This is a genomic window from Pseudomonas sp. ADAK7, assembly GCF_012935675.1.
In the GTDB taxonomy this organism is placed as follows: domain Bacteria; phylum Pseudomonadota; class Gammaproteobacteria; order Pseudomonadales; family Pseudomonadaceae; genus Aquipseudomonas.
In genome coordinates, this window is the sequence record NZ_CP052861.1 from 849,578 (window position 1) to 869,089 (window position 19,512).

14 protein-coding genes and 2 pseudogenes are annotated in these 19,512 nt (G+C 58.4%); 9 read left to right on the plus strand and 7 right to left on the minus strand.

Translation table 11 applies throughout. The features are described from left to right. Positions 1-2 precede the first annotated feature (2 nt). Genes HKK53_RS03845 through HKK53_RS03855 form a run of 3 tightly spaced genes read right to left on the minus strand, consistent with a single transcriptional unit; the run spans position 3 to position 3,990 of the window. Positions 3-2,258 (minus strand): xanthine dehydrogenase family protein molybdopterin-binding subunit, encoded by a 2,256-nt coding sequence (locus tag HKK53_RS03845; protein WP_169369612.1) that lies wholly within the window; start codon positions 2,256-2,258, stop codon positions 3-5. After that, positions 2,255-2,719 (minus strand): (2Fe-2S)-binding protein, encoded by a 465-nt coding sequence (locus HKK53_RS03850; protein ID WP_169369613.1) that lies wholly within the window; start codon positions 2,717-2,719, stop codon positions 2,255-2,257. Before HKK53_RS03850 ends, HKK53_RS03845 begins: the two co-directional genes overlap by 4 nt. Then, positions 2,716-3,990: a c-type cytochrome gene (locus HKK53_RS03855; RefSeq protein ID WP_169369614.1), complete on the minus strand. Its 1,275-nt coding sequence runs from the start codon at positions 3,988-3,990 to the stop codon at positions 2,716-2,718. The genes HKK53_RS03850 and HKK53_RS03855 overlap by 4 nt, the downstream gene beginning before the upstream one ends. Before the next feature lie 239 nt (positions 3,991-4,229). Here HKK53_RS03855 and HKK53_RS03860 point away from each other — a divergent pair, with 239 nt between their 5' ends. The 4 genes from HKK53_RS03860 to HKK53_RS03875 all read left to right on the plus strand — a co-directional run bounded on the left by HKK53_RS03860 (position 4,230) and on the right by HKK53_RS03875 (position 8,241). Further along, positions 4,230-5,147, plus strand: coding sequence for a LysR family transcriptional regulator (locus tag HKK53_RS03860; protein WP_169369615.1), 918 nt, complete (start codon positions 4,230-4,232; stop codon positions 5,145-5,147). A gap of 111 nt (positions 5,148-5,258) precedes the next feature. Further along, on the plus strand, positions 5,259-5,903 hold the full coding sequence (locus HKK53_RS03865; protein WP_169369616.1) for a DsbA family oxidoreductase: 645 nt from the start codon (positions 5,259-5,261) through the stop codon (positions 5,901-5,903). Positions 5,904-5,940: 37 nt separating this feature from the next. After that, on the plus strand, positions 5,941-7,053 hold the full coding sequence (locus HKK53_RS03870; protein ID WP_169369617.1) for an alkene reductase: 1,113 nt from the start codon (positions 5,941-5,943) through the stop codon (positions 7,051-7,053). 51 nt (positions 7,054-7,104) lie between these two features. Then, positions 7,105-8,241: an FAD binding domain-containing protein gene (locus tag HKK53_RS03875; protein ID WP_169369618.1), complete on the plus strand. Its 1,137-nt coding sequence runs from the start codon at positions 7,105-7,107 to the stop codon at positions 8,239-8,241. A gap of 154 nt (positions 8,242-8,395) precedes the next feature. On the opposite strand, the gene HKK53_RS03880 is transcribed toward HKK53_RS03875, so the two are convergent. Further along, a complete protein-coding gene (locus tag HKK53_RS03880) occupies positions 8,396-8,671 on the minus strand; it encodes a DUF2790 domain-containing protein (protein ID WP_169369619.1) in 276 nt (91 codons plus the stop codon). Positions 8,672-8,974: 303 nt separating this feature from the next. Next, the gene (locus tag HKK53_RS03885) at positions 8,975-10,096 is read right to left on the minus strand and encodes an amidohydrolase family protein (RefSeq protein ID WP_169369620.1); all 1,122 of its coding nucleotides are present in this window, start codon (positions 10,094-10,096) and stop codon (positions 8,975-8,977) included. A gap of 275 nt (positions 10,097-10,371) precedes the next feature. On the opposite strand from HKK53_RS03885, the gene HKK53_RS03890 reads away from it, so the two are divergent. The 5 genes from HKK53_RS03890 (at position 10,372) to HKK53_RS03910 (ending at position 17,882) form a co-directional block, all read left to right on the plus strand. Then, positions 10,372-11,271, plus strand: coding sequence for a LysR family transcriptional regulator (locus HKK53_RS03890; RefSeq protein ID WP_169369621.1), 900 nt, complete (start codon positions 10,372-10,374; stop codon positions 11,269-11,271). A 319-nt stretch (positions 11,272-11,590) separates the two neighbouring features. Beyond that, complete coding sequence (locus HKK53_RS03895; protein WP_169369622.1) at positions 11,591-12,724, plus strand: efflux RND transporter periplasmic adaptor subunit; 1,134 nt, start codon at positions 11,591-11,593, stop codon at positions 12,722-12,724. A 2-nt stretch (positions 12,725-12,726) separates the two neighbouring features. Then, the gene (locus HKK53_RS03900; RefSeq protein ID WP_169369623.1) at positions 12,727-15,885 is read left to right on the plus strand and encodes an efflux RND transporter permease subunit; all 3,159 of its coding nucleotides are present in this window, start codon (positions 12,727-12,729) and stop codon (positions 15,883-15,885) included. Further along, on the plus strand, positions 15,882-17,267 hold the full coding sequence (locus tag HKK53_RS03905) for an efflux transporter outer membrane subunit (RefSeq protein WP_169369624.1): 1,386 nt from the start codon (positions 15,882-15,884) through the stop codon (positions 17,265-17,267). The genes HKK53_RS03900 and HKK53_RS03905 overlap by 4 nt, the downstream gene beginning before the upstream one ends. Positions 17,268-17,471: 204 nt before the next feature. Further along, positions 17,472-17,882 (plus strand): SRPBCC family protein, encoded by a 411-nt coding sequence (locus HKK53_RS03910; RefSeq protein WP_169369625.1) that lies wholly within the window; start codon positions 17,472-17,474, stop codon positions 17,880-17,882. A gap of 272 nt (positions 17,883-18,154) precedes the next feature. Here HKK53_RS03910 and HKK53_RS03915 read toward each other — a convergent pair. Both HKK53_RS03915 and HKK53_RS03920 read right to left on the minus strand, forming a co-directional pair. Next, positions 18,155-18,520: pseudogene (locus HKK53_RS03915) on the minus strand (site-specific integrase); the annotation flags it as partial. 23 nt (positions 18,521-18,543) lie between these two features. After that, positions 18,544-19,422, minus strand: a pseudogene (locus tag HKK53_RS03920) (site-specific integrase); the annotation flags it as partial. Between the last annotated feature and the right edge of the window lie 90 nt (positions 19,423-19,512).

Sequence of the window (19,512 nt, forward strand, 5' to 3'; positions counted from 1 at the left end):
GATCATGACCCCAATGCATCCTGCCAGCCACGTCGTGCCAGGGGCAGGTCGAGCAAGCGCTTGCCGGTGGCATCGTTGATGGCATTGCCCAATGCTGCGGCCATGGGCCCCTGGACGATTTCTGCGGCACCAAGGAATGGTTGATCCGGCTGATCAATCATGTGGACCTCGACCTGGTGCGGCATATCCGTAAAACGCATGATCGGATAGCCGCTCCAGTCGAAGCTATGCATGCCGCCTGCGTCATAGAGGATTCGTTCATAGAGCGTCCAACTCGCGGACTGCACGATGCCACCCTGGATCTGATTGAGCAGCCCGTCGGGGCTGACAATTTGCCCCACATCCACCGCGGCGACAACGCGATCAATCGTCACTTGCCCAGTCTGGCGCTGCACATGCAACTGCACGGCGATCGCGCAGTAACCCATGATGTTTTTGTAGCGGGCAAAGGCGAAGCCGATCCCGCTGCCGGGGCCCGTGGCTTTTTGCGGCCAGCGGAACTCAGCGGCCACGCGCTCCACCACCGCCCGTGCTCGCGGATCGCTCAAGTGATTCAGGCGAAATTGCACCGGGTCGATGGTGGCCGTGGCCGCCAGTTCATCGAGGGTGCTCTCGATGGCGAACACGTTGATATGGGCACCGAGCGAACGCATGGCCGAGGTCCTGAATGGCATGGTCAGCACAAAGTTCAGATCGACCTTCAGGTTGGGTATCTCATACAACGGAACGGCATTGCGGTCGCCGTCACCTTCGGGCTGAGCAATCGGGACTGAGGGTGCGGGGGTGAAGGGGTTGGCCAACAGCCACGCCGGCAACAAGCGCCCGGCATTGACGATACGTTCGTTGTGCGGGGTACTCCAGAGTTCGTATTTCCAGTCGCGAAGACGCCCACTGTCGTCCAGTCCCGCTTCCACCTCGGCAAGCATGGCCGAGCTGTAAGGTTCCCAGAGGTTTTCCTGTTCGCGCATCCATTGCACCCGTATCGGCTTGCCGGGAATGGCCATGGCAATCAATGCGGCATCGGCGGCGGCGTCATCGGCGCCGTTGTGGCCATAGCAACCGGAACCTTCAGCGTGGATGCAACGCACTTGGGCCACCGGCAGCCCGACCATCTCGGCGATACCCGAGCGCAGGGGGTATACACCTTGGGTATGGGTCCAGACGGTCAATGTTCCATCCTTGAACCAGGCCACTGCGCAGGAAGGCCCGATGGAGCCGTGCATCAAGTATTGCTTGGTCACTCGGGCTTTGTAAGCTCGCGGTAGCGGTTGCGGGAGGTCACCCTTGGCACTCACCGGGTAGCGCCGCGCCGGTAATTCGGTGAGGAGTTGATGGATGTGTGTCGAGTCAGGTAGCGGGTTCCCTTCTGTCCAGCGGGCCTTGGCGTAGCCCTCGCGCATCGCTTTGACCGCCAGCCATTCATCGGTGGCGACCACGGCGAGGTAGCTGCCATTGCGGACCAGTTTCACCACTCCGGGTAGTTTCCTGATGGCGGCCTCATCAATTTCAAGAAGCTGACTGCCACGCCGGGGCGGACGTATCACACGGGCGTGCAGCATATCGGGCAGGCGCATGTCCTGCACATAGGCCGCGCCGCCACTGACTTTGGCCGGTATGTCCAGCCGAGGCAACGATTTGCCGATCAGGGTGAAGCTGCTGGCTGGCTTGAAGGGCGAGTTGGCCGATGCAAAGCGATGCAGTTGAACCCCTACCACTGCCTGTGCGTAGGTCATGCTGCGGCCTTGTGCATCGTAGATCACCGCATCCCGCGTGGTCAGGCTGTCGATGCTGCGCTGCCATTGCCGTGCTGCGGACTCGAGTAACAACTGACGCACTTGGGCCGCGGCGTTGAACAGCGCAGTGCCGCTGTCGACGATGGTATGGCTGCCGGCGGTGTAACCCTCATTGGGTGTCAGCGCGGTGTCGGCAGTGAGAAAGCGGATGAGCTCAGGTGGCACTTCAAGGCGTTCAGCGGCGATCTGCAGGAGCGCAGTTTTGACACCGGTGCCCAGCTCCACTTTGCCGGTGTAGACGGTGATGCCATCTTTCGCATCGATGCGTATCCAGGCGTCCAGATAGGGCGTGGCCCGCAGGCTGCCGGGCAGATCGGGTGCCAGGATTGACGTCCCCAGGGTGTCCACTTCGGTGTCGGCGAAAGCGCTGGGAATGTCCGGAAGCATCGCGAACCCCATCACCAAAGCCCCGTTTATCACGAAGGCACGGCGGCTCAGATTGACGGCTTGCCTGGGGGTTTTCATACCTTGCCTCCCTTCGCGACAACCGATTTGATCGCGGCGAAGATCCGCACATGGGTGCCGCAGCGGCATAAATTCGGTGCCATGTGGCGGCGGATCGTTTCATCGTCTGGATGAGGGTTGGCCTCCAGCAGTGCCTGCGCCCGTACGATCATCCCCGCGATGCAATAACCACACTGGGCGGCCTGTTCATCGATAAAGGCTTTCTGCAACGGCCCCGGTTGGTCGACGCTGCCCAGGCTTTCGACGGTGCGCACCGATTTGCCCGCCAGCGCGCCGCATGGCGTCAGGCAGGAAAACACCGGTTTGTCGTTCACTAACACAGTGCAAGCGCCGCATTGACCCAGTCCGCAGCCGTATTTGGCGCCATTGAGCCCCATCTGATTGCGCAAGGCATATAGCAGGGGCATGTCGTCCGCGATGTCCAGTTCGTGAGTCTTGCCGTTGATGTCAAGTGTGATCACGGTTGCTGCTCCTGAGCCCGAATACTTTTGATTGTCTTGTCGAGATCCGTCCAGGGGCGGTTCGCACAACTTTCGTTGCGCAGGTACTCGGCAAGTGCAGCTACATGGGTGTCGTCCAGGTTGTGGGCGAAGGCAGGCATGTAGTGGCTGGAAGCGGCGCTGGACATCGGGATGCCCTGCAGGATGGTCTGGATCAAATTGCGTGGCGAGTCCGCCATCACCGCTGAGGTGTTCGCCAGTGCCGGCCGCGATTCAATGACGCGCATGGGGGCCGCGCTGCCGTGGCAACTCGCGCAGGCCCCGTCGAACAACGCGGCACCCAGAAGCGCCCTGGCGCTGGGCTTGACTCCAGAGGTGCAGGGCGGCGATGGGGCATCCGATGAAGTTTTCTTGAGGTCAAGAATGTACTGTGCGATGGCATGCGCGTCTTCCGTCGGCAATTGCGCGATGCTCAGGCTGACCGGCAACATCGGGCCCGCCGCTGCGCCATGTCCTTCGGCGACCTCGCCCGTCAGATAGGCGACCAACTGGGCTTCATTCCAGGGATGCTGTGCCTCGGTCATTCCGCGCAGGCCAGGAGCTGTCCAGCCGTCGACGACGCCACCGTTGAACAGTTCGCTGCCTTTCTCCCCGCCAATCGGATTCAGGGGCGAATGGCAGGATGAACAGTGTCCCGCGCCCTCGACCAGATAGCGTCCGCGATTCCATTGCACTGATTGGTTGGGAAGTGGTTCCAGCGGATCCCCATGCAGGAACAGTAAGTTCCAGAAAGACACCAGCGGGCGGAAGTTCATGGGGAAGACCATATGGTTTGGCGGTGCGGTGTATTTGATCGGGTCCACGCTCATCAGGAAGGCATAGGCGTCGGCAATATCGGCATCGCTCATCTTCCGATAATGCACGTAGGGGAAAGCCGGATACAGAAAGTGGCCGTCACGCGCGATGCCTTCACGCATGGCCCGCTCGAAGGCGTCCAGCGACCACTGACCGATACCGGTTTCCGGGTCCGGGGTGATGTTGGTGGTGAAGAGGGTGCCGAAGGGGGTTACCAGCGGCAAACCGCCGGCCATGTAGGCGCCCCCTGGCCGTGTGTGACAGACCGCGCAGTCGCCCGCTTCGACGACGCGACGGCCTCTGTCCAGCGTTTCGCGATCAGCATTCAGGTGTTGGCTGACAGTGGCAATTTCCGGCCTCCACATCATCCAGAACGCAAACCCTAATCCCACGACGCCGATTGCCAGAACGGCACCGATGATCGTCTTGCGCTTCATCGCCTTACCTCTCGAGCTGAATTAACGACAGATTTTTCAATCCACCGCGTGCGATTGGCGTACGGCGATTTTCCATGTCGTGAGCTTAGAGAGGGCGCTTGTGATGGAGTACCCCATCAATGCGCAACGCTACATTGCGCCAGGCGCAACGGAGGCAGAATTAACAACCGTTAACTCGCGCAGGGTGCGCCCATGTCCAAAGATACGCGCTCAAGGAACGTAATGACGGAAGGGGTTTCATGGACAAGCTGCTCGCACTGAAAATGTTCATCCAGTCAGTAGATTCCAAGGGCTTTTCGTCTGCCGCCAGGCAACTTAATCTGGCGACCTCTTCAGTGACCAGAATGATCGACAGGCTTGAGGATGACCTGGGTGCCGTACTGCTGAATCGCTCTACCCGGCAAGTCACGTTGACCGATGCCGGTGGTGTGTACTACCTGAAAAGTCGGGATATTCTGAGCGCCATGGCTGACGCCGACGAGTCAGTCTCGGACCGCGGTGAAGTGCCTGCGGGACAGTTGCGTATCTCAGTGCCCGTGGCATTTGGACAGCGTCTTATTGCCCCTCATATCGGCGCGCTTTTAGCGCGCTATCCCCTGCTCGTACTGGATATGACGCTATCGGACGACATCGTCGATTTGCTCGGCGAACGCATCGATCTATCGATCCGGATGGGGTCGCCAGCGGCGATGGAAACGGTGGTCAGCCGCTGCATCGGCAGCTTTCGCCGTCGCGTAGTCGCCAGCGCCGGGTACCTGAAAGCTCGTGGGTTTCCCGACCGGCCCATGGACCTCATGCAACACGAGTGCATGTGCTTCAACTATGGCGCGCCACAGCAGTTCTGGACATTTACAGAGCAGGGCCAAGAGCTGCGCGTGCCCGTCGAAGGGCCATTCAAGAGCAACAATGCCGAGGTCCTGCGCGAAGTGGTGCTGGCCGGGTGCGGGGTGGCGCTGTTACCCGATTGGTTGGTCAATGATGACATCGACAGTGGTCGACTCACGTCCTTGTTCGACTCTTTTGTCGTCAATCCGAACAGTGCCAGTTCAGCGATCTCGGCCTTGTACCTGCCCAATCATCGCGGCTCGAAACGTGTCAATGCGTTCATTGATTTCCTCACCCAATTACTCAAGTCGCAAAGCCAATCAAAGGCGTGATGGGCTCATCGTTGCGTTTTGCGAAAAGCAACGTTGTGCAACGGGTGGATTCTCTGACGGCGCTCCGGCACCTACCTTGGGGGGGTGAAAAATTCAACCACGGAGACCGTCATGAGTTTGCACGCATCCAAAATTCAGGTGACTTACGACTTCATCTGCCCATGGTGCTGGATCGGTGAAGAAAATCTTGAGCGCGCGCTGGCCGCTTCGGGTTTTTCAACGGACCGCCCAATCAGTTTCCTGCCTTATCAGTTAAACCCCGACATGCCTGTTCGAGGCATGGATCGCAAAGCCTATCGCTCTGGCAAGTTCGGCAGTTGGGCGCGTAGCCAGGCCATGGACGCACAGGTCACCCACGCCGGTAAGGCCGTCGGCCTTGAGTTTGATTATGGGCGAGTCGAAAAAACGCCCAACACCCTGGCCGCGCATCGGTTGGTATGGCGCGAGCAACAGGCGGGTCGAGACGCTTCCTTGCTGGTCAAGGCCATTTTCAAGGCGTACTTCTGCGAAGGGCGGGATATCGGCGACCTCACTGTGCTGGCCGACATCGCTGCCGAAACCGGGCTGGGCCGAGAGGTCATTGTCGACTTTCTCAAGGCCGATGAAGGCACGGCGGAAGTCTTGAAGCTCGAAGCCAAAACCAAGGCGTCCGGTGTGCGCTCGGTGCCGAGTATTCAGATCGAAGATGACGTGATCAGTGGCGCCCAGCCCATCGAAATAATGATCCAGATACTGAAACGAAGCCAAGCCGCCTAAGGCGTTTTTTCAATCCCTATCCATTCAGGAAATCATCATGACTCATCACTTGTTCAGCCCTATCAAACTCGGTCAATTCAACCTCGATCACCGTGTCGCCATGGCGCCTCTGACTCGTTCGCGGGCGGGGCAACCTGGCAACGTACCGACATCGATGAACGTCGAGTACTACCGTCAGCGTGCCAGTGCGGCGTTGATCATTACCGAGGCTACGCAGATTTCACAGCAGGGCCAGGGTTACGCCTGGACGCCCGGCATCCATAGCGACGAGCAGATTCAGGGCTGGAAGGCTGTCAGCGAGGCCGTGCACGCAGAAGGCGGGCGCATTTTCCTGCAGCTCTGGCATGTGGGGCGAGTGTCGCACCCGGTGTTCCAGCCTAGTGGCGGCTTGCCGGTGGCACCGACCGCGCAGCCAGTGCCCGGCAAGACCTTCATCCTGAATGAAGAGGGCGAGGGCGTATGGGGTGATGTACCTGTCCCTCAAGAGCTGGACATTCCAGGGATCGAAGCGATCGTTGCCGACTTCCGCAAGGCCGCTCGCAACGCGATTCTGGCCGGTATGGATGGTGTGGAAATTCACGCGGGCAATGGCTACCTGCTCGACCAATTCATCAACAGCGCCAGCAATCAGCGAAGTGATCGCTACGGGGGAAGTATCGAAAACCGTGCGCGGTTGCTACTTGAAGTCGTGGAAGCCGTGACCGCGGAAGTAGGTGCCGAATACGTAGCTGTCCGCCTGACACCGATGGGACGTTTCATGGGAATGGGCGATGACACCCCGGAACAAACCTTTGGCTACATCGCATCCCGGCTCAATGGCTGGAATCTCGCTTACCTGCACCTGGTAGAACCGATGATGGTCGGCACAGTGCTCGATGAAAGTAACGATCCACGCTGGGACGCGATCATCAAGCAACTGCGTACTGACTTCCACGGCGTTCTGATGTTGGCGGGTGGCTACTCCGGCGAAACGGCCGAACAGGCCATTGCGCAGGGCCGTGCAGACCTGATCGCTTTTGGTCGCCCGTTCATTGCCAACCCCGACTTGCCGGCTCGCTTGCGCGGTCGCAACGAACTCAACGTGGCTGACGGCAACAGCTTTTTTGGCGGCGACGCCAAGGGGTACATCGACTATCCGGTGTTGGCATAACGCAACGGTAAACCGCAGCTGGGAAATCACCGTGCAACCAGGAGGAAGGTAATGAAGAGTTCAGGCGTTCCGAAGGCCTTGGTCATTGGTGGTTCCCTGGGAGGGCTGTTCGCCGCCACGGCGTTACGCGCGATTGGTTGGCAGGTCGATATTTACGAGCGATCCCCTGCGGCGATGGACAGTCGTGGCGGGGGCATCGTTCTGCAAGCGGAGGTCCTGCACCATTTTCGTTATGCGGGCATCCATCCGGCAGGTGCGCTCGGCGTCCGGTCCCATGATCGTCTCTATCTGGATCGAGCTGGTAGCGTCGTGCATAAAGAGCCGATGCCGCAAACCCAGACGTCCTGGAACACACTGTACAGCTCATTGTTTTCTGCATTTCCCGCCGAGCATTATCACCGTGGCGTGACGCTGGTGGATCTGACTCAGAATGAGCACCGAGTGACTGCGATTTTCGCCGATGGCAGCAGTGCCGAGGCAGACCTGCTGATTGGCGCTGATGGCGCGAGTTCAACCGTGCGAAGCGTGGTGTTGCCTGGAACAGTGCCCAGCTATTCGGGGTATGTGGTGTGGCGCGGGCTGGTCGATGAAGAGCAACTTCCAGACTTCGCCAAAGTGCAGCTTTACGAGGACTTTGTTTTTCAACAAGACCCTGAATCGCTGATGCTGGAATACATGGTGCCGAGCATGAGTGGCTCTGTGAATCCTGGCGAGCGTCGGTTCAATTGGCTGTGGTATTTGAAAGCTGCACAAGGGGCGGAACTGGACGCTGTGCTCACTGACAGTGATGGCCATCGGCGTAGTCATTCCATTCCACCCGGGGCCTTGGCCACTGGTCAGGATGCTTATATCCGGGAAATGGGTGAGCGGCAGGCGAATCCGGCCTTTCGGGAACTGATTCGCCAGACCAGGGATATTTTTGTGCAGGCGATCCTCGATCTCAAAGTCCCGCAAATGGTGTTTGGCCGTGTGCTGTTGACTGGCGACGCCGCTTTTGTGCCGCGTCCTCATACCGCCGGAAGCACGGCCAAAGCAGCCCGCAATGCACTGTCCCTGGCGCAAGCAATCGACGACATCGGCGACCTCGATAACGCCCTGTTGGCCTGGCAGCAACAGCAGCTTGCAGAAGGCAAACGCATGGGGGATTGGGGAGTCAGTATGGGCAATCGGATAATGGGCATCGCGTAAACCTGATAGTGCGGCTCACACCGGATTTATTGGCGGGATCAAGCGGGATATAACCGTGGAGTTAGTGCGGTTTTTCTAGGCTGAATATAAAAAGAGGAGATTAGCTTCAGATCGAAGCTATCTCCTCTTTTTGACATCTGTAAACATTGAAGCATTAACCATTCTGGCAGGCACCACCCAGTATCTTGTATTGCAGGTCGTGCGTTGTACCCTTGTGATCGACGTACACCATGTGTGCGTCCACTGGGCCACAAGCGTTCTGAGTGTCTTCGACCGTAGTGATGTCGATGACCTTGGCGATATCCAGACGTTCGGATTCGGAATAGTTGTACTGCTCAGGTTCAGGGGCAGAGGCAGTGCTGTGGGCGCCATCATGGGCTGAAGCGTAAACGCTAAACATCATGAGTGAGGCGAGCATTGCATATTTCATCAGGGTATCTTCCAGTAAGAGTAAGAGAGGAAGCAATATCTCTTTGTTTGCTTCTGGAACGAATTATGGTGGCGCCAGCTTATTTATAAAAATACTCAGACTGGATACTGGACATTGACGAAAGTGATGTTTCTCCATGTTCGCTCAATGAGAAATCTTTTAATTAGTATTTAACTAACTTGGGTCGATCAATCGGGCTATGTTGTCGGGCGTAACGACTGAGGCGATTCGATGATTCCTTGAACGGCACGCAAAAAAAGGCCGGTCAGACCGGCCAAAGGGAAATCGAGAGTTTCGTAAACGCTATACGGGGAGTTTCAGGATCCTGGCCGCGTTGGCGCCGAGTACTGCCGCTTTCTCGCGCGGACCCAAGCCTACGCTTTCGACAAAACGCACCGGCTGTTCATAGCCCATGTCGAAGCAGTAGTCGCTGCCCAGTACCAGATGGTCGATACCGACGTTCGCGATCAAATAGTCCAGCACCGGACCGGAATGCGACACGGTGTCGTAGCTGAATCGCGTCAAGTAGCTGCTCGGCTTTTGGGCCAGGCGCCGTGTCTCAGGACGTGAGGTCCACCCGGCATCGAGACGTCCCACGAGAATTGGCAAAGCACCACCGGCGTGAGGCAATGACACATGCAGTTGTGGGTATTGATCCAATACTCCGCCGAGGATCAGGTGTGACGCGGCGATAGCGGTATCGAACGGGTTGCCCAGCAAATTGCTCAAGTAGTAATTGCTCAGGCGGGTGCCGCCGACCGTTTGTTGCGGGTGCAGGAATACCGGGAGTCCCAGCTGTTCTATGCGGGCAAAGATTGGCGCGAAACGCGGATTGTCCAGGTCCAGGCCGTTGATGTTGGTACCCATGTACACCCCCCGAACCCCAGGCAATTCGGCTGCGCGTTCCAACTCGGCAATTGCATCGTCAGCCTCTAGCATCGGCAACGTGGCCAGCACCACAAAACGTTGCGGGTGTTGGCGATGCACTGTCGATGCGGCATCGTTCCAGGCACGTGCCAGGCGGGCATTGAGTTGTCGATCTGCCCAGTACACCATCGGCACGCTAAGGGACAACGCCTGAACATCGACGCCGGAGTGGTCCATGTCGAGCAAGCGCGCCTGCACATCAATAAATTTCAAGGGCAGGGGGCCTAATCCACCGGCCGGGGTGGCGAAGCTGAACGTCGTTTCCTGGCGGGTATAGCTTCCACCGAACGCTTTGCCTTCACTTCCCAAGAGGTGTAAGAACTCTTCAGGGTAGTAATGCGCGTGGATGTCCACCGATCGCACCGGGACGTAGGCGTCTTTCTTGATCGGTGCCGCTGAGGAGGGTGATAGACGAGTAACCAGCAGGCCACCCGCGGTAGCTGCCATGATGCCCAGCAGTTGGCGGCGGGTCTTTGAAAGACAGCAGGGGCATTGCATCGTTGATCTCCTTTTTATTGTTGTCGTAGCGAGTTCAGGTGCGTGCCTGGTTGCTTGCGCGGCCACTAAGCGACTGGTTTCCGCCGTGGGCATGTACCTGCTCCGAAATGCTCTATTGATCAATCGATCATTTGATGATTTTTGATTATCATCTGATCAATTGTAAGGTCGCAAGCCTCTTTTATCAATCCGGCCACTGAGCACAGCCATGCAAGACTCCCAATGCCTGGTCATGCACAGTCGCTACCTTTACCTTTCGATCTTGGAATCCGTTCATGGATAAGTTGCTGGCGCTGAAAATGTTTGTCGAAACGGTACGCTGTGGGGGCTACTCGTCTGCGGCGCGTAAGCTCGGGATCTCCACGTCGTCAGTGACGCGGCAAGTTGCGGGGCTGGAAAGTGAGTTGGGCGCCAGCCTGCTCAATCGCACCACGCGCAATACGAGCGTCACGGTGGCGGGGCAGCACTATTTCGATAAAGCCGTGGCGATCCTCGAGGCCATCGATGAAGCGGATGCGGTCGTTGCCGACCGTGGCAGCGAAGCTCAGGGGCGTTTACGGGTCAGCGTCCCGGTGGAATTCGGCCGGCGAATCATCGCCCCGCACTTGGGGCGGTTGCTTGAACGCCATTCCGGTCTGGAAATCAGTCTCTCGCTGAGTGACGAGGTCAGTGACCTGCTCAGCGAACAAATCGATGTGTCAGTACGTCTCGGTTCATCGGTTGTCAGTGATGACATCGTCAGCAAGCGGCTGGGCGATTTCCAGCGTTGGGTGGTGGCGAGTCCCGAATATCTGACTCGAACCGGACTGCCCCGACACCCTCGCGACCTGCTGGAACATCAGTGCTTGCGTTTCGATTACCGCACGGGCCACCACAATTGGACATTCCAGGGAGATGAGGACGTCATCCGCTTGAATGTGCAGGGACGGCTGCAAAGCAACAATGCCGATATTCTGCGCGAGGCCGCCTTGGCCGGTGGCGGTGTGACGCTATTGGCCGATTGGCTGGTAAGTGAGGATGTCAGTGCAGGTCGGCTGACGCGAGTGCTGGAGCAATATGAAGTCAACCCAGGCAGTGCAAGCACCTGCATCAATGCGCTGTATCTGCCCAACCATCGTGGTTCCAGTCGTATCAATGTATTCATCGAGTTTCTTCAGGAAATTCTCGCGCCTTAAGCACGTCCTGTGCATCAGGCAAGACCGCGTTGCGCGTCGCTTTTGATCGAATTGACTGCCGGCCAATACAAGCGCGGCGCGCGGTCGGTCGCTCTGATTGCCCGTTCGGACAAAAGCAGCATTGCCGAATGCGCAATGAAGCCTTGCACAGGGCAGCGATTCTCCCCGCGTGCTCGTGTTCGTACAGTGGCACCCATCAACTGACCCCGGTCGTCAAAGCAGCATCCCGCGGCCACTGACAAAAACTTTCGTTTAGAACTCGCCCCGATTCGGCCGGCTACGGCTCGCTATCGCCTGGCGAAAGTATGAGGAATGCCCCATGAAACCTACACAGACGGTTCCCTTGATCGTCTCCGCTCTGGCGCTGTCGATCGTGCTGGCGGGCTGCAAGCAAGAGGCGCCCGTGCAAGACGTCAAACCGCCCCAGGTTGGAGTCGTTACGCTTCAATCGCAGACTTACACCGTGCAAAGCGAACTGCCGGGGCGTACCGCACCTTTTCGCGTCGCGGAAGTTCGGCCACAAGTGGACGGAATCATTCAGCAGCGCTTGTTCGACGAAGGAAGCGAGGTCAAACCCGGACAAGCGTTGTACCGCATTGATCCATCGCCATACGAAGCAGACGTGGCTCGTGCCCGCGCCTCGTTTCAACAAGCCCGTTCCCTCGCAGATCGCTATCGACAGCTGATCGGAGAAAGAGCCGTGAGCCGCCAAGAGTTCGAGGATGCGCAGGCGCGACAACTGACGGCGGAGGCTGATCTGAAGCGTGCCGAGATCAACCTGCGTTATACCCGTGTGCTCGCGCCGATTGCCGGCCGCATCGGACGCTCCAGCGTGACCGAAGGGGCGCTGGTGAACAACGGTCAAACGGGAGCCATGGCGTCCATTCAGCAGCTCGACCCGATCTACGTCGATATCACCGAGTCCTCTGCGAACCTGCTCAAGTTGCGTGACGACCTCAAGCAAGGTCGCCTGGAGAACGCGGGTGCGGACGCCGCTGTGGTGACCCTCGCGCTGGAAAACGGCAGCGCGTACGGACTGCCTGGGCGCCTGAAGTTTTCTGAGGTGTCAGTCGATCCCTCTACGGGTTCGGTGACCCTGCGCGCGGTGTTTCCCAACCCCGAACATCTGCTTCTACCGGGCATGTTTGTTCGGGCGAAACTCCAGAACGGTGTGCGGCAGGCCGCCATCCTCGCTCCGCAACAAGGGGTGACTCGCGACCTGAAGGGCAATCCCAGCGCACTGGTGGTCAGCGCTGACGGGATCGTGGAACAGCGTCCCCTGACGGCCAATCGCACTGTGGGCAACCAATGGCTGGTAGAGCATGGCCTCGAGGCGGGAGATCGCTTGATCACTGAGGGGTTGCAGTTCGTCAAGCCGGGCATGAAGGTCACCGTGACCGCCGCTCAAATCGTGGCGCCGGCGTTGGCCGGTGCCGTGGCTGGGGGGAACTGAGTATGTCCAAGTTCTTTATCGATCGGCCCATTTTTGCCTGGGTACTCGCATTGATTGTCATGCTGGCCGGCGGGCTGGCAATCCTCAAGCTGCCTGTCAACCAATACCCTGATATCGCTCCACCAGCGATCTCGATTCAGGTGACCTACCCAGGGGCATCGGCCCAGACTGTGCAAGACACCGTGGTCCAGGTCATCGAGCAACAGCTCAACGGCATCGACAACCTTCGCTACGTCAGCTCGGAAAGCAACTCCGACGGCACCATGGCGATCACGGTTACGTTCAACCAGGGGACGAACCCCGACATCGCCCAGGTTCAGGTTCAGAACAAGCTGAACCTGGCCACGCCACTGTTGCCGCAGGAAGTGCAGCAGCAGGGCATCAGGGTGACCAAAGCGGTCAAGAATTTCCTGATCGTCATTGGCGTTGTCTCCGAAGACGGCAGCATGTCCCGCGAAGACTTGGCCAACTACGTGGTTTCCAACATGCAGGATCCGCTGTCGCGCACTTCTGGCGTCGGCGACTTCCAGGTGTTTGGCGCGCAGTACTCCATGCGGATCTGGCTTGATCCTTCGAAGCTGGTCAGTTTCGGTCTGACGCCCGTCGATGTGAAAAGTGCGATACAAGCCCAAAACGTGCAAGTGTCGTCCGGTCAGATCGGCGGCCTGCCAGCACTGCCGGGCCAACAACTCAATGCCACCATCATTGGCAAAACCCGCTTGCAGTCGGCGGATGAGTTCAAGGACATCCAGCTCAAGGTCAACCCCGACGGTTCCGAAGTACGCCTGGCCGATGTGGCCGAGGTCGCGCTGGGTGGCGAAACCTACAGCGTGAACGCCCAGTTCAACGGGATGCCGGCATCCGGCATCGCCATCAAACTCGCCCCCGGGGCTAACGCGCTAGACACCACCAAGGCGATCCACGACACCCTCAATCAACTGCAACCGTTTTTCCCTCGCGGCATGAAAGTGGTCTACCCCTACGACACCACGCCCGTTGTGCGCGACTCGATCCATGGCGTGTTCCATACCTTGGGCGAGGCGATCGTGCTGGTGTTCCTCGTGATGCTGCTGTTCCTGCAGAACATCCGCGCCACCATCATTACCACGCTGACTGTGCCCGTCGTACTGCTGGGTACGTTCGGCATCCTCGCGGTCGCCGGTTTCACCATCAACACGCTGTCGATGTTCGGCATGGTGTTGGCCATCGGTCTGCTGGTGGATGACGCCATCGTTGTGGTCGAGAACGTGGAGCGCGTTATGCGAGAGGAGCATTTGTCGGCGAAAGAAGCCACGATTCGCTCCATGAAACAAATCCAGGGCGCGCTCGTCGGCATCGCCATGGTGTTGTCGGCGGTGCTGTTGCCGATGGCGTTCTTCGACGGTTCAACCGGCGTCATCTATCGCCAGTTTTCCCTCACCATCGTCTCGGCAATGGCCCTGTCGGTGCTGACCGCGTTGGTGTTCACGCCTGCCTTGTGCGCCACGATGCTCAAGCCACATGACCCTTCACACGGGCTCGCACGGCTCGGCTTCTTCCGTGCATTCAATCGTGGATTTGATCGCGGCGTGCAATGCTACGAGCGTGGCGTCGCCGGGATGCTGCGGCACAAGGCGCCGGCATTTCTGGCTTACCTGCTGATCGTCACGGGCATGGTCCTGCTGTTCAACCGCATCCCCACCGCGTTTCTGCCTGATGAAGACCAGGGCGTGATTTTCACTCAGGTGCAGACCCCGGCGGGGTCCAGTGCCGAGCGCACGCAGAAAGTACTCGACAGTGTGCGTCAGTACTTGCTCGCCACGCATGAGGAGGGCGGTGAGGCCAACGCGGTAGACGCCGTGTTTACCGTGAATGGATTCAACTTCGCGGGACGCGGGCAAAGCTCGGGCATGGCTTTTGTGCTGCTCAAATCCTGGGGACAGCGCGGTCCTGTGGATGCGGCGCTCGCGTTGGCCGCGCGCGCACAAGCGAAATACAGAGGCATGCGCGATGCGATGGTATTTGCCGTAGTGCCACCTGCCGTGCGCGAGCTGGGCAATGCTTCGGGCTTCGATTTATTCCTGCAAGACCAGGCCGGCGTCGGCCACGAGGTGCTGGTGCAGGCGCGCAATCAGTTCTTGCGTCTGGCGTCCGAAAGCAAAGTGCTGACGGCGGTGCGGCTTAACGGCCTTAACGATGAGCCGCAGTATCGGTTGAAGATCGATGACCGGCGGGCGAGGGCGCAAGGGGTCTCACAAACAGACATCAACACCACCCTGTCCGTGGCCTTCGGCGGCAACTACGTCAATGATTTCATCGACCGTGGCCGAGTCAAAAAAGTGTTTGTGCAGGGCCAGGCCAGCGCCCGCATGTCCCCAGAAGATCTGGACAAATGGTACGTACGCAACGCCGCCGGGAAAATGGTGCCGTTCTCCGCTTTCGCATCTGGCGAGTGGGTCTTCGGTTCTCCCAAACTGGCGCGCTACAACGGCGTGCCGGCGGAGGAAATACTGGGTAGCCCGGCACCGGGTTACAGCACGGGTGATGCCATGGCTGAAGCACAAGCCATCGCGGCTCAGTTACCGCCCGGGGTCGCGCTGGCGTGGACAGGTTTGTCGTATGAAGAAAAGCTGTCCAGTTCTCAAGCGCCGGTCATGTACGCGCTCTCGCTGCTGGTGGTGTTCCTCTGTCTCGCGGCCTTGTACGAAAGCTGGTCTATCCCGTTGGCCGTGATGCTGGTGGTGCCGCTGGGTGTTGTCGGTGCCTTGCTTGCGACGACTTTGCGCGGTCTGTCCAACGACGTGTTCTTCCAGGTGGGCCTGCTGACAACGGTAGGGCTGGCGGCGAAAAACGCCATCCTCATTGTGGAATTCGCCAAGGAATTGCATGAGCAGGGTATGAGCTACACGCAAGCGGCGATTGAAGCGGCACGCCTGCGTTTGCGCCCGATTGTCATGACATCCCTGGCGTTCATCCTTGGGGTGGTGCCGTTGGCTATCTCTACCGGCGCAGGCTCTGGCAGTCAGCACGCCATCGGCACAGGTGTGATCGGCGGCATGTTGACCGCCACCGTCCTGGCCATCTTCTGGGTACCGCTTTTTTATGTTTCGGTGTCGTCACTCTTCGCACGTCGATCGTCCGTCGTTCCGGCCGTGGCCGCTCAAGAGAAGGTCATGTCATGATCAAGCCTTTCAGCTTTCTAGTACTCGCTTCGCTGCTGTTCAGTGGTTGCTCCCTGATTCCGGCGTATCAGCAGCCACAGGCTCCGGTGCCGGCCGTTTATCCATTGGCGCCCATGACTCGTGATGAGAGTGCGGCTGCGCTCGATTGGCGCGAATTCTTTCCCGATCGGGCGTTGCATCGCCTGATCGAGACCGCACTGGCCAACAATAGGGATATCCGAGTCGCCACATTGAACGTCGAGGCCTACCAGGCGCGATATCGCATTCGCCGCGCGGATCTGTTGCCGGACGTCTCGGCAGCAGGAAGCGACAGTCGTCAGCGCGTTCCGGCAGACCTGGCACCTGATGATAAAGCCACGATCGAGAGTCAGTACTCGGTCGGACTGAACGTGAGCTACGAGCTGGACCTGTTCGGCCGTGTGCGCAGCCTCGATCAAGAGGCGCTGCAGCGTTATCTGGCCAGCGAACAGGCTCAGCGCTCAGCCCACATCGGGTTGGTTGCGAGCGTTGCTAGCGCCTGGCTCACCCTGCAGGCCGATCAGGCGCTGGAGCGACTGACAAGCGATACACTCGACACTTATGAAAACAGCTACCAGATGACCCGGCGAAGCGCTGAAGTGGGCACGGCGTCGGACCTGGCGTTGAGCCAGTCACAAACTCTGGTACAAGGCGCTCGCGGTTCGATGGCGCGGTATCGTAGGCAAGTGGCCGAAGACCACAACCTGTTGGTGTTGTTGATCGGAGGCGAACTTCCGGCAGACCTGATTGCCGGTGATTGGGAGCGACAATATTTGCCTGAGGTTCCCGTCGGGTTGCCTTCGGATTTGCTCAGTCGCCGACCCGACATACTGGAAGCCGAATTACTGTTGAAGGCTGCTAATGCGAATATCGGCGCAGCGCGGGCTGCGTTCTTTCCCCGAATCAGCCTGACGGCAGGCGCCGGTTCTTCCAGCGAGGCATTGTCCGGGCTGTTCAACGGAGGGTCGGGAGCCTGGAGCTTTTTTCCACAGATCAGCCTGCCGATCTTCAATGCGGGCAGCTTGCAGGCGAGCCTGGATGTCTCTCAAGTCGAGAAGGACATTCAAGTGGCGCGTTATGAAAAGGCTATCCAGTCAGCCTTCAGAGAAGTCAGCGATGGGCTGGCCGAAACCGAGACCTTTGGGCAGCAGATTGAGGCGCAACAAGGGTTGGTCACCGCGAGTGCCAAATACTATCGGCTCGCGGAAAGTCGCTACCTGACAGGCATTGACAGCTCTTTGACTCTTCTGGATGCGCAACGGACGCTGTTCGCTGCACAGCAAGCATTGATCACTGATCAGTTAGCCGAGCGAGTAGCTTCCATCGATTTGTTCAAGGCGCTGGGAGGCGGGTGGAAAGGCTGATCTCCTTCGGATAACTCACTCTCACGGTTACGGACAAAGCGCTGACGCTGAGTCAGCGCTGAGTTAAAGCGGTAAAGCCTGCGTCCTCGAAGTGCAGGTTTATTGGATGCCCTAGATGGATGCACCAAGGCGCAACAACACCGACGCGGCATAGGCAGCGGCTTGAATGAATTGTTGTCGATCCAACTTTGATGAGGAACAGTCATGGCCAATGCAGCGGCATCAATACATGTACCAGCTTCAACGGAAAAGGTCTGGGATTTGGCAGGTGGATTCAATTCGTTGCCTGACTGGATGCCGGGTGTGACAACCAGCGAACTTAGCGAAGGCGGGCGCTTACGCAGCATCTGTCTAGAAAGTGGTGAAATCATCGTCGAGCGACTCGAGTACTTCGATAACCAAGGGCGCACTTATAGCTATTCCATTACCGAAGGGGCGTTCCCGGTTACCGATTATTTTTCGATATTTACCGTACTACCTGATGGTGAAAATGCGTCGATTGTTGAGTGGTCCGGAGATTTCACCGCCAATGGTGTTAGTACCCAAGAAGCCGAGGCGATTTTCCTGGGTTTCTATGAAGACTCCCTCGAATCGCTCAAAGCCAAATTCGTATGAGCAGTAGCAAGAGCACACTCACGTTTCCTGCATCCAAGCTGGCATTTACGATCAGCCACCTACATTTGTCTCAGCTAAATCTCAGTCTCGTCATCGAAAATGGAACAGGTTGCCATGCTCCGCAGACAGGTTTTTGAATCGGTTGTCCAGATTGCTTGGGAAGTTGTTTTCCGCCAATGTAAGCCTGTCACTTTGCTCATCGTGAATTTTATAAGGTCACGACACGGGTTGTCGCGGATGTTGAATTCCGGAGAGCTCTGGGTGGAACAGCCCTATGAGGGTGTCCGCGTCTCTGTCGTCGCATAAGCTGGAAAAGACAACATCGACTCGTTTGGCGCATGCTCATAGGTTGAAGACAGCACGGCACTGAGCCGATCGCCCAACAGGTTCCAGGCACGTTTCTTCTCTTCGGCATAGTCGTGATGCAGGTAGTGGCGCCTTACCCGGGAACCGGCCAGCACATGGTTTTGGCAACGATCGACGACGTCCAGGCTGACCCACAAAGCTTGCATCATGGTCGCGCTCGTGCGGCGCAGGTCATGTGGCGTCCAGTCGCCCATCTGGCCGTCGGCAAGGACCAGCGTGTCGTCGTGACGCCGTCTGGAGAGGGCCTTGCGGTTTTTGTCAGCGCCATGCCTCCAAAGGACGTGCTCGCGTCCACATACCGAAGCGCCGACTTCACATCCTTCCACCCCACATAACTCATCAATCCTTTGATATCCCAGCCGTTAGCTGAAGCCCAAGTCGCAAATCCACGGCGCATGGAGTGACTGCTATAAAGCTCAGCCGAGACACCTGACTGCTTGAGAATACGTCGAAGTAGGGGAATCAAGCTGTTCGAGTTGATGCCGCTCTCGGCGATGTTACCCCAACGATCCACCTTCCTGAACACCGGCCCGCGCGCAATGCCGGCCACTGTGATCCAGTTGATGTAAGCCTGAACGGGACACAGCTTTTTTAGGGCAGGGGTGTGGAATGTCGCTCCTAGGTGTTGTCGATCGCCTTTCGTATGAGGCAGATAGAAAGTGATACCGGCGCCGGACTCTGCCTGAGTGTGTTCAACCTGCAGACGAGCCAGTTCGTCACCCCGGAAACCCCGCCAGAACCCAATCAGCACTAGAGCGATGTCTCGTCGATGCCTGATCACACTTCCAAATGCGCAGCGCTCCGCTGCTAGGGCTGCCTCGTGATCGAGCCAGCCTACCGCTTGTTCCAGGTGAAGTAGCAGGAGAGGGGCGGCCTGTTTCTCCTGAGCTGGATGCAACGTCCGTATGCCCTTGATCATCTGCTTAACGGTTGGCGTCTTCGTGGGATCAGGGAATCCCTGAGTGATATGCCACTGAGCCAACGCGGCCAGGCGCTGCTTCAGCGTGCTGATGGCGAGCTTATCCGCGTACTCGGCCAGGTAGCGAACGATGCCATCGCCCGTCGCCGGCAGAAACCCGCCCCAGGTCACTTCGAAGTGCTCCACTGCCGTGCGGTAGCTGCGCCGGGTGTTTTCCCGGGTGCCGGCCTGCAGGTACCGATCTGCCTTGTTCATCTCGACCCCTCCACGCGAAACGTACCTTTTCCGGCGACGGAAATGGCCAAAACCAGCTCTATGATGCGATAACGCTCCATTATTTTATCA

Coding starts and splice junctions, on each gene's coding strand:
- HKK53_RS03895 (WP_169369622.1), top strand. CDS start 11,591: ATGAAACCTACACAGACGGTTCCCTTGATCGTCTCCGCTCTGGCGCTG.
- HKK53_RS03860 (WP_169369615.1), top strand. CDS start 4,230: ATGGACAAGCTGCTCGCACTGAAAATGTTCATCCAGTCAGTAGATTCC.
- HKK53_RS03885 (WP_169369620.1), bottom strand. CDS start 10,096: ATGCAATGCCCCTGCTGTCTTTCAAAGACCCGCCGCCAACTGCTGGGC.
- HKK53_RS03890 (WP_169369621.1), top strand. CDS start 10,372: ATGGATAAGTTGCTGGCGCTGAAAATGTTTGTCGAAACGGTACGCTGT.
- HKK53_RS03910 (WP_169369625.1), top strand. CDS start 17,472: ATGGCCAATGCAGCGGCATCAATACATGTACCAGCTTCAACGGAAAAG.
- HKK53_RS03900 (WP_169369623.1), top strand. CDS start 12,727: ATGTCCAAGTTCTTTATCGATCGGCCCATTTTTGCCTGGGTACTCGCA.
- HKK53_RS03855 (WP_169369614.1), bottom strand. CDS start 3,990: ATGAAGCGCAAGACGATCATCGGTGCCGTTCTGGCAATCGGCGTCGTG.
- HKK53_RS03870 (WP_169369617.1), top strand. CDS start 5,941: ATGACTCATCACTTGTTCAGCCCTATCAAACTCGGTCAATTCAACCTC.
- HKK53_RS03845 (WP_169369612.1), bottom strand. CDS start 2,258: ATGAAAACCCCCAGGCAAGCCGTCAATCTGAGCCGCCGTGCCTTCGTG.
- HKK53_RS03905 (WP_169369624.1), top strand. CDS start 15,882: ATGATCAAGCCTTTCAGCTTTCTAGTACTCGCTTCGCTGCTGTTCAGT.
- HKK53_RS03880 (WP_169369619.1), bottom strand. CDS start 8,671: ATGAAATATGCAATGCTCGCCTCACTCATGATGTTTAGCGTTTACGCT.
- HKK53_RS03875 (WP_169369618.1), top strand. CDS start 7,105: ATGAAGAGTTCAGGCGTTCCGAAGGCCTTGGTCATTGGTGGTTCCCTG.
- HKK53_RS03865 (WP_169369616.1), top strand. CDS start 5,259: ATGAGTTTGCACGCATCCAAAATTCAGGTGACTTACGACTTCATCTGC.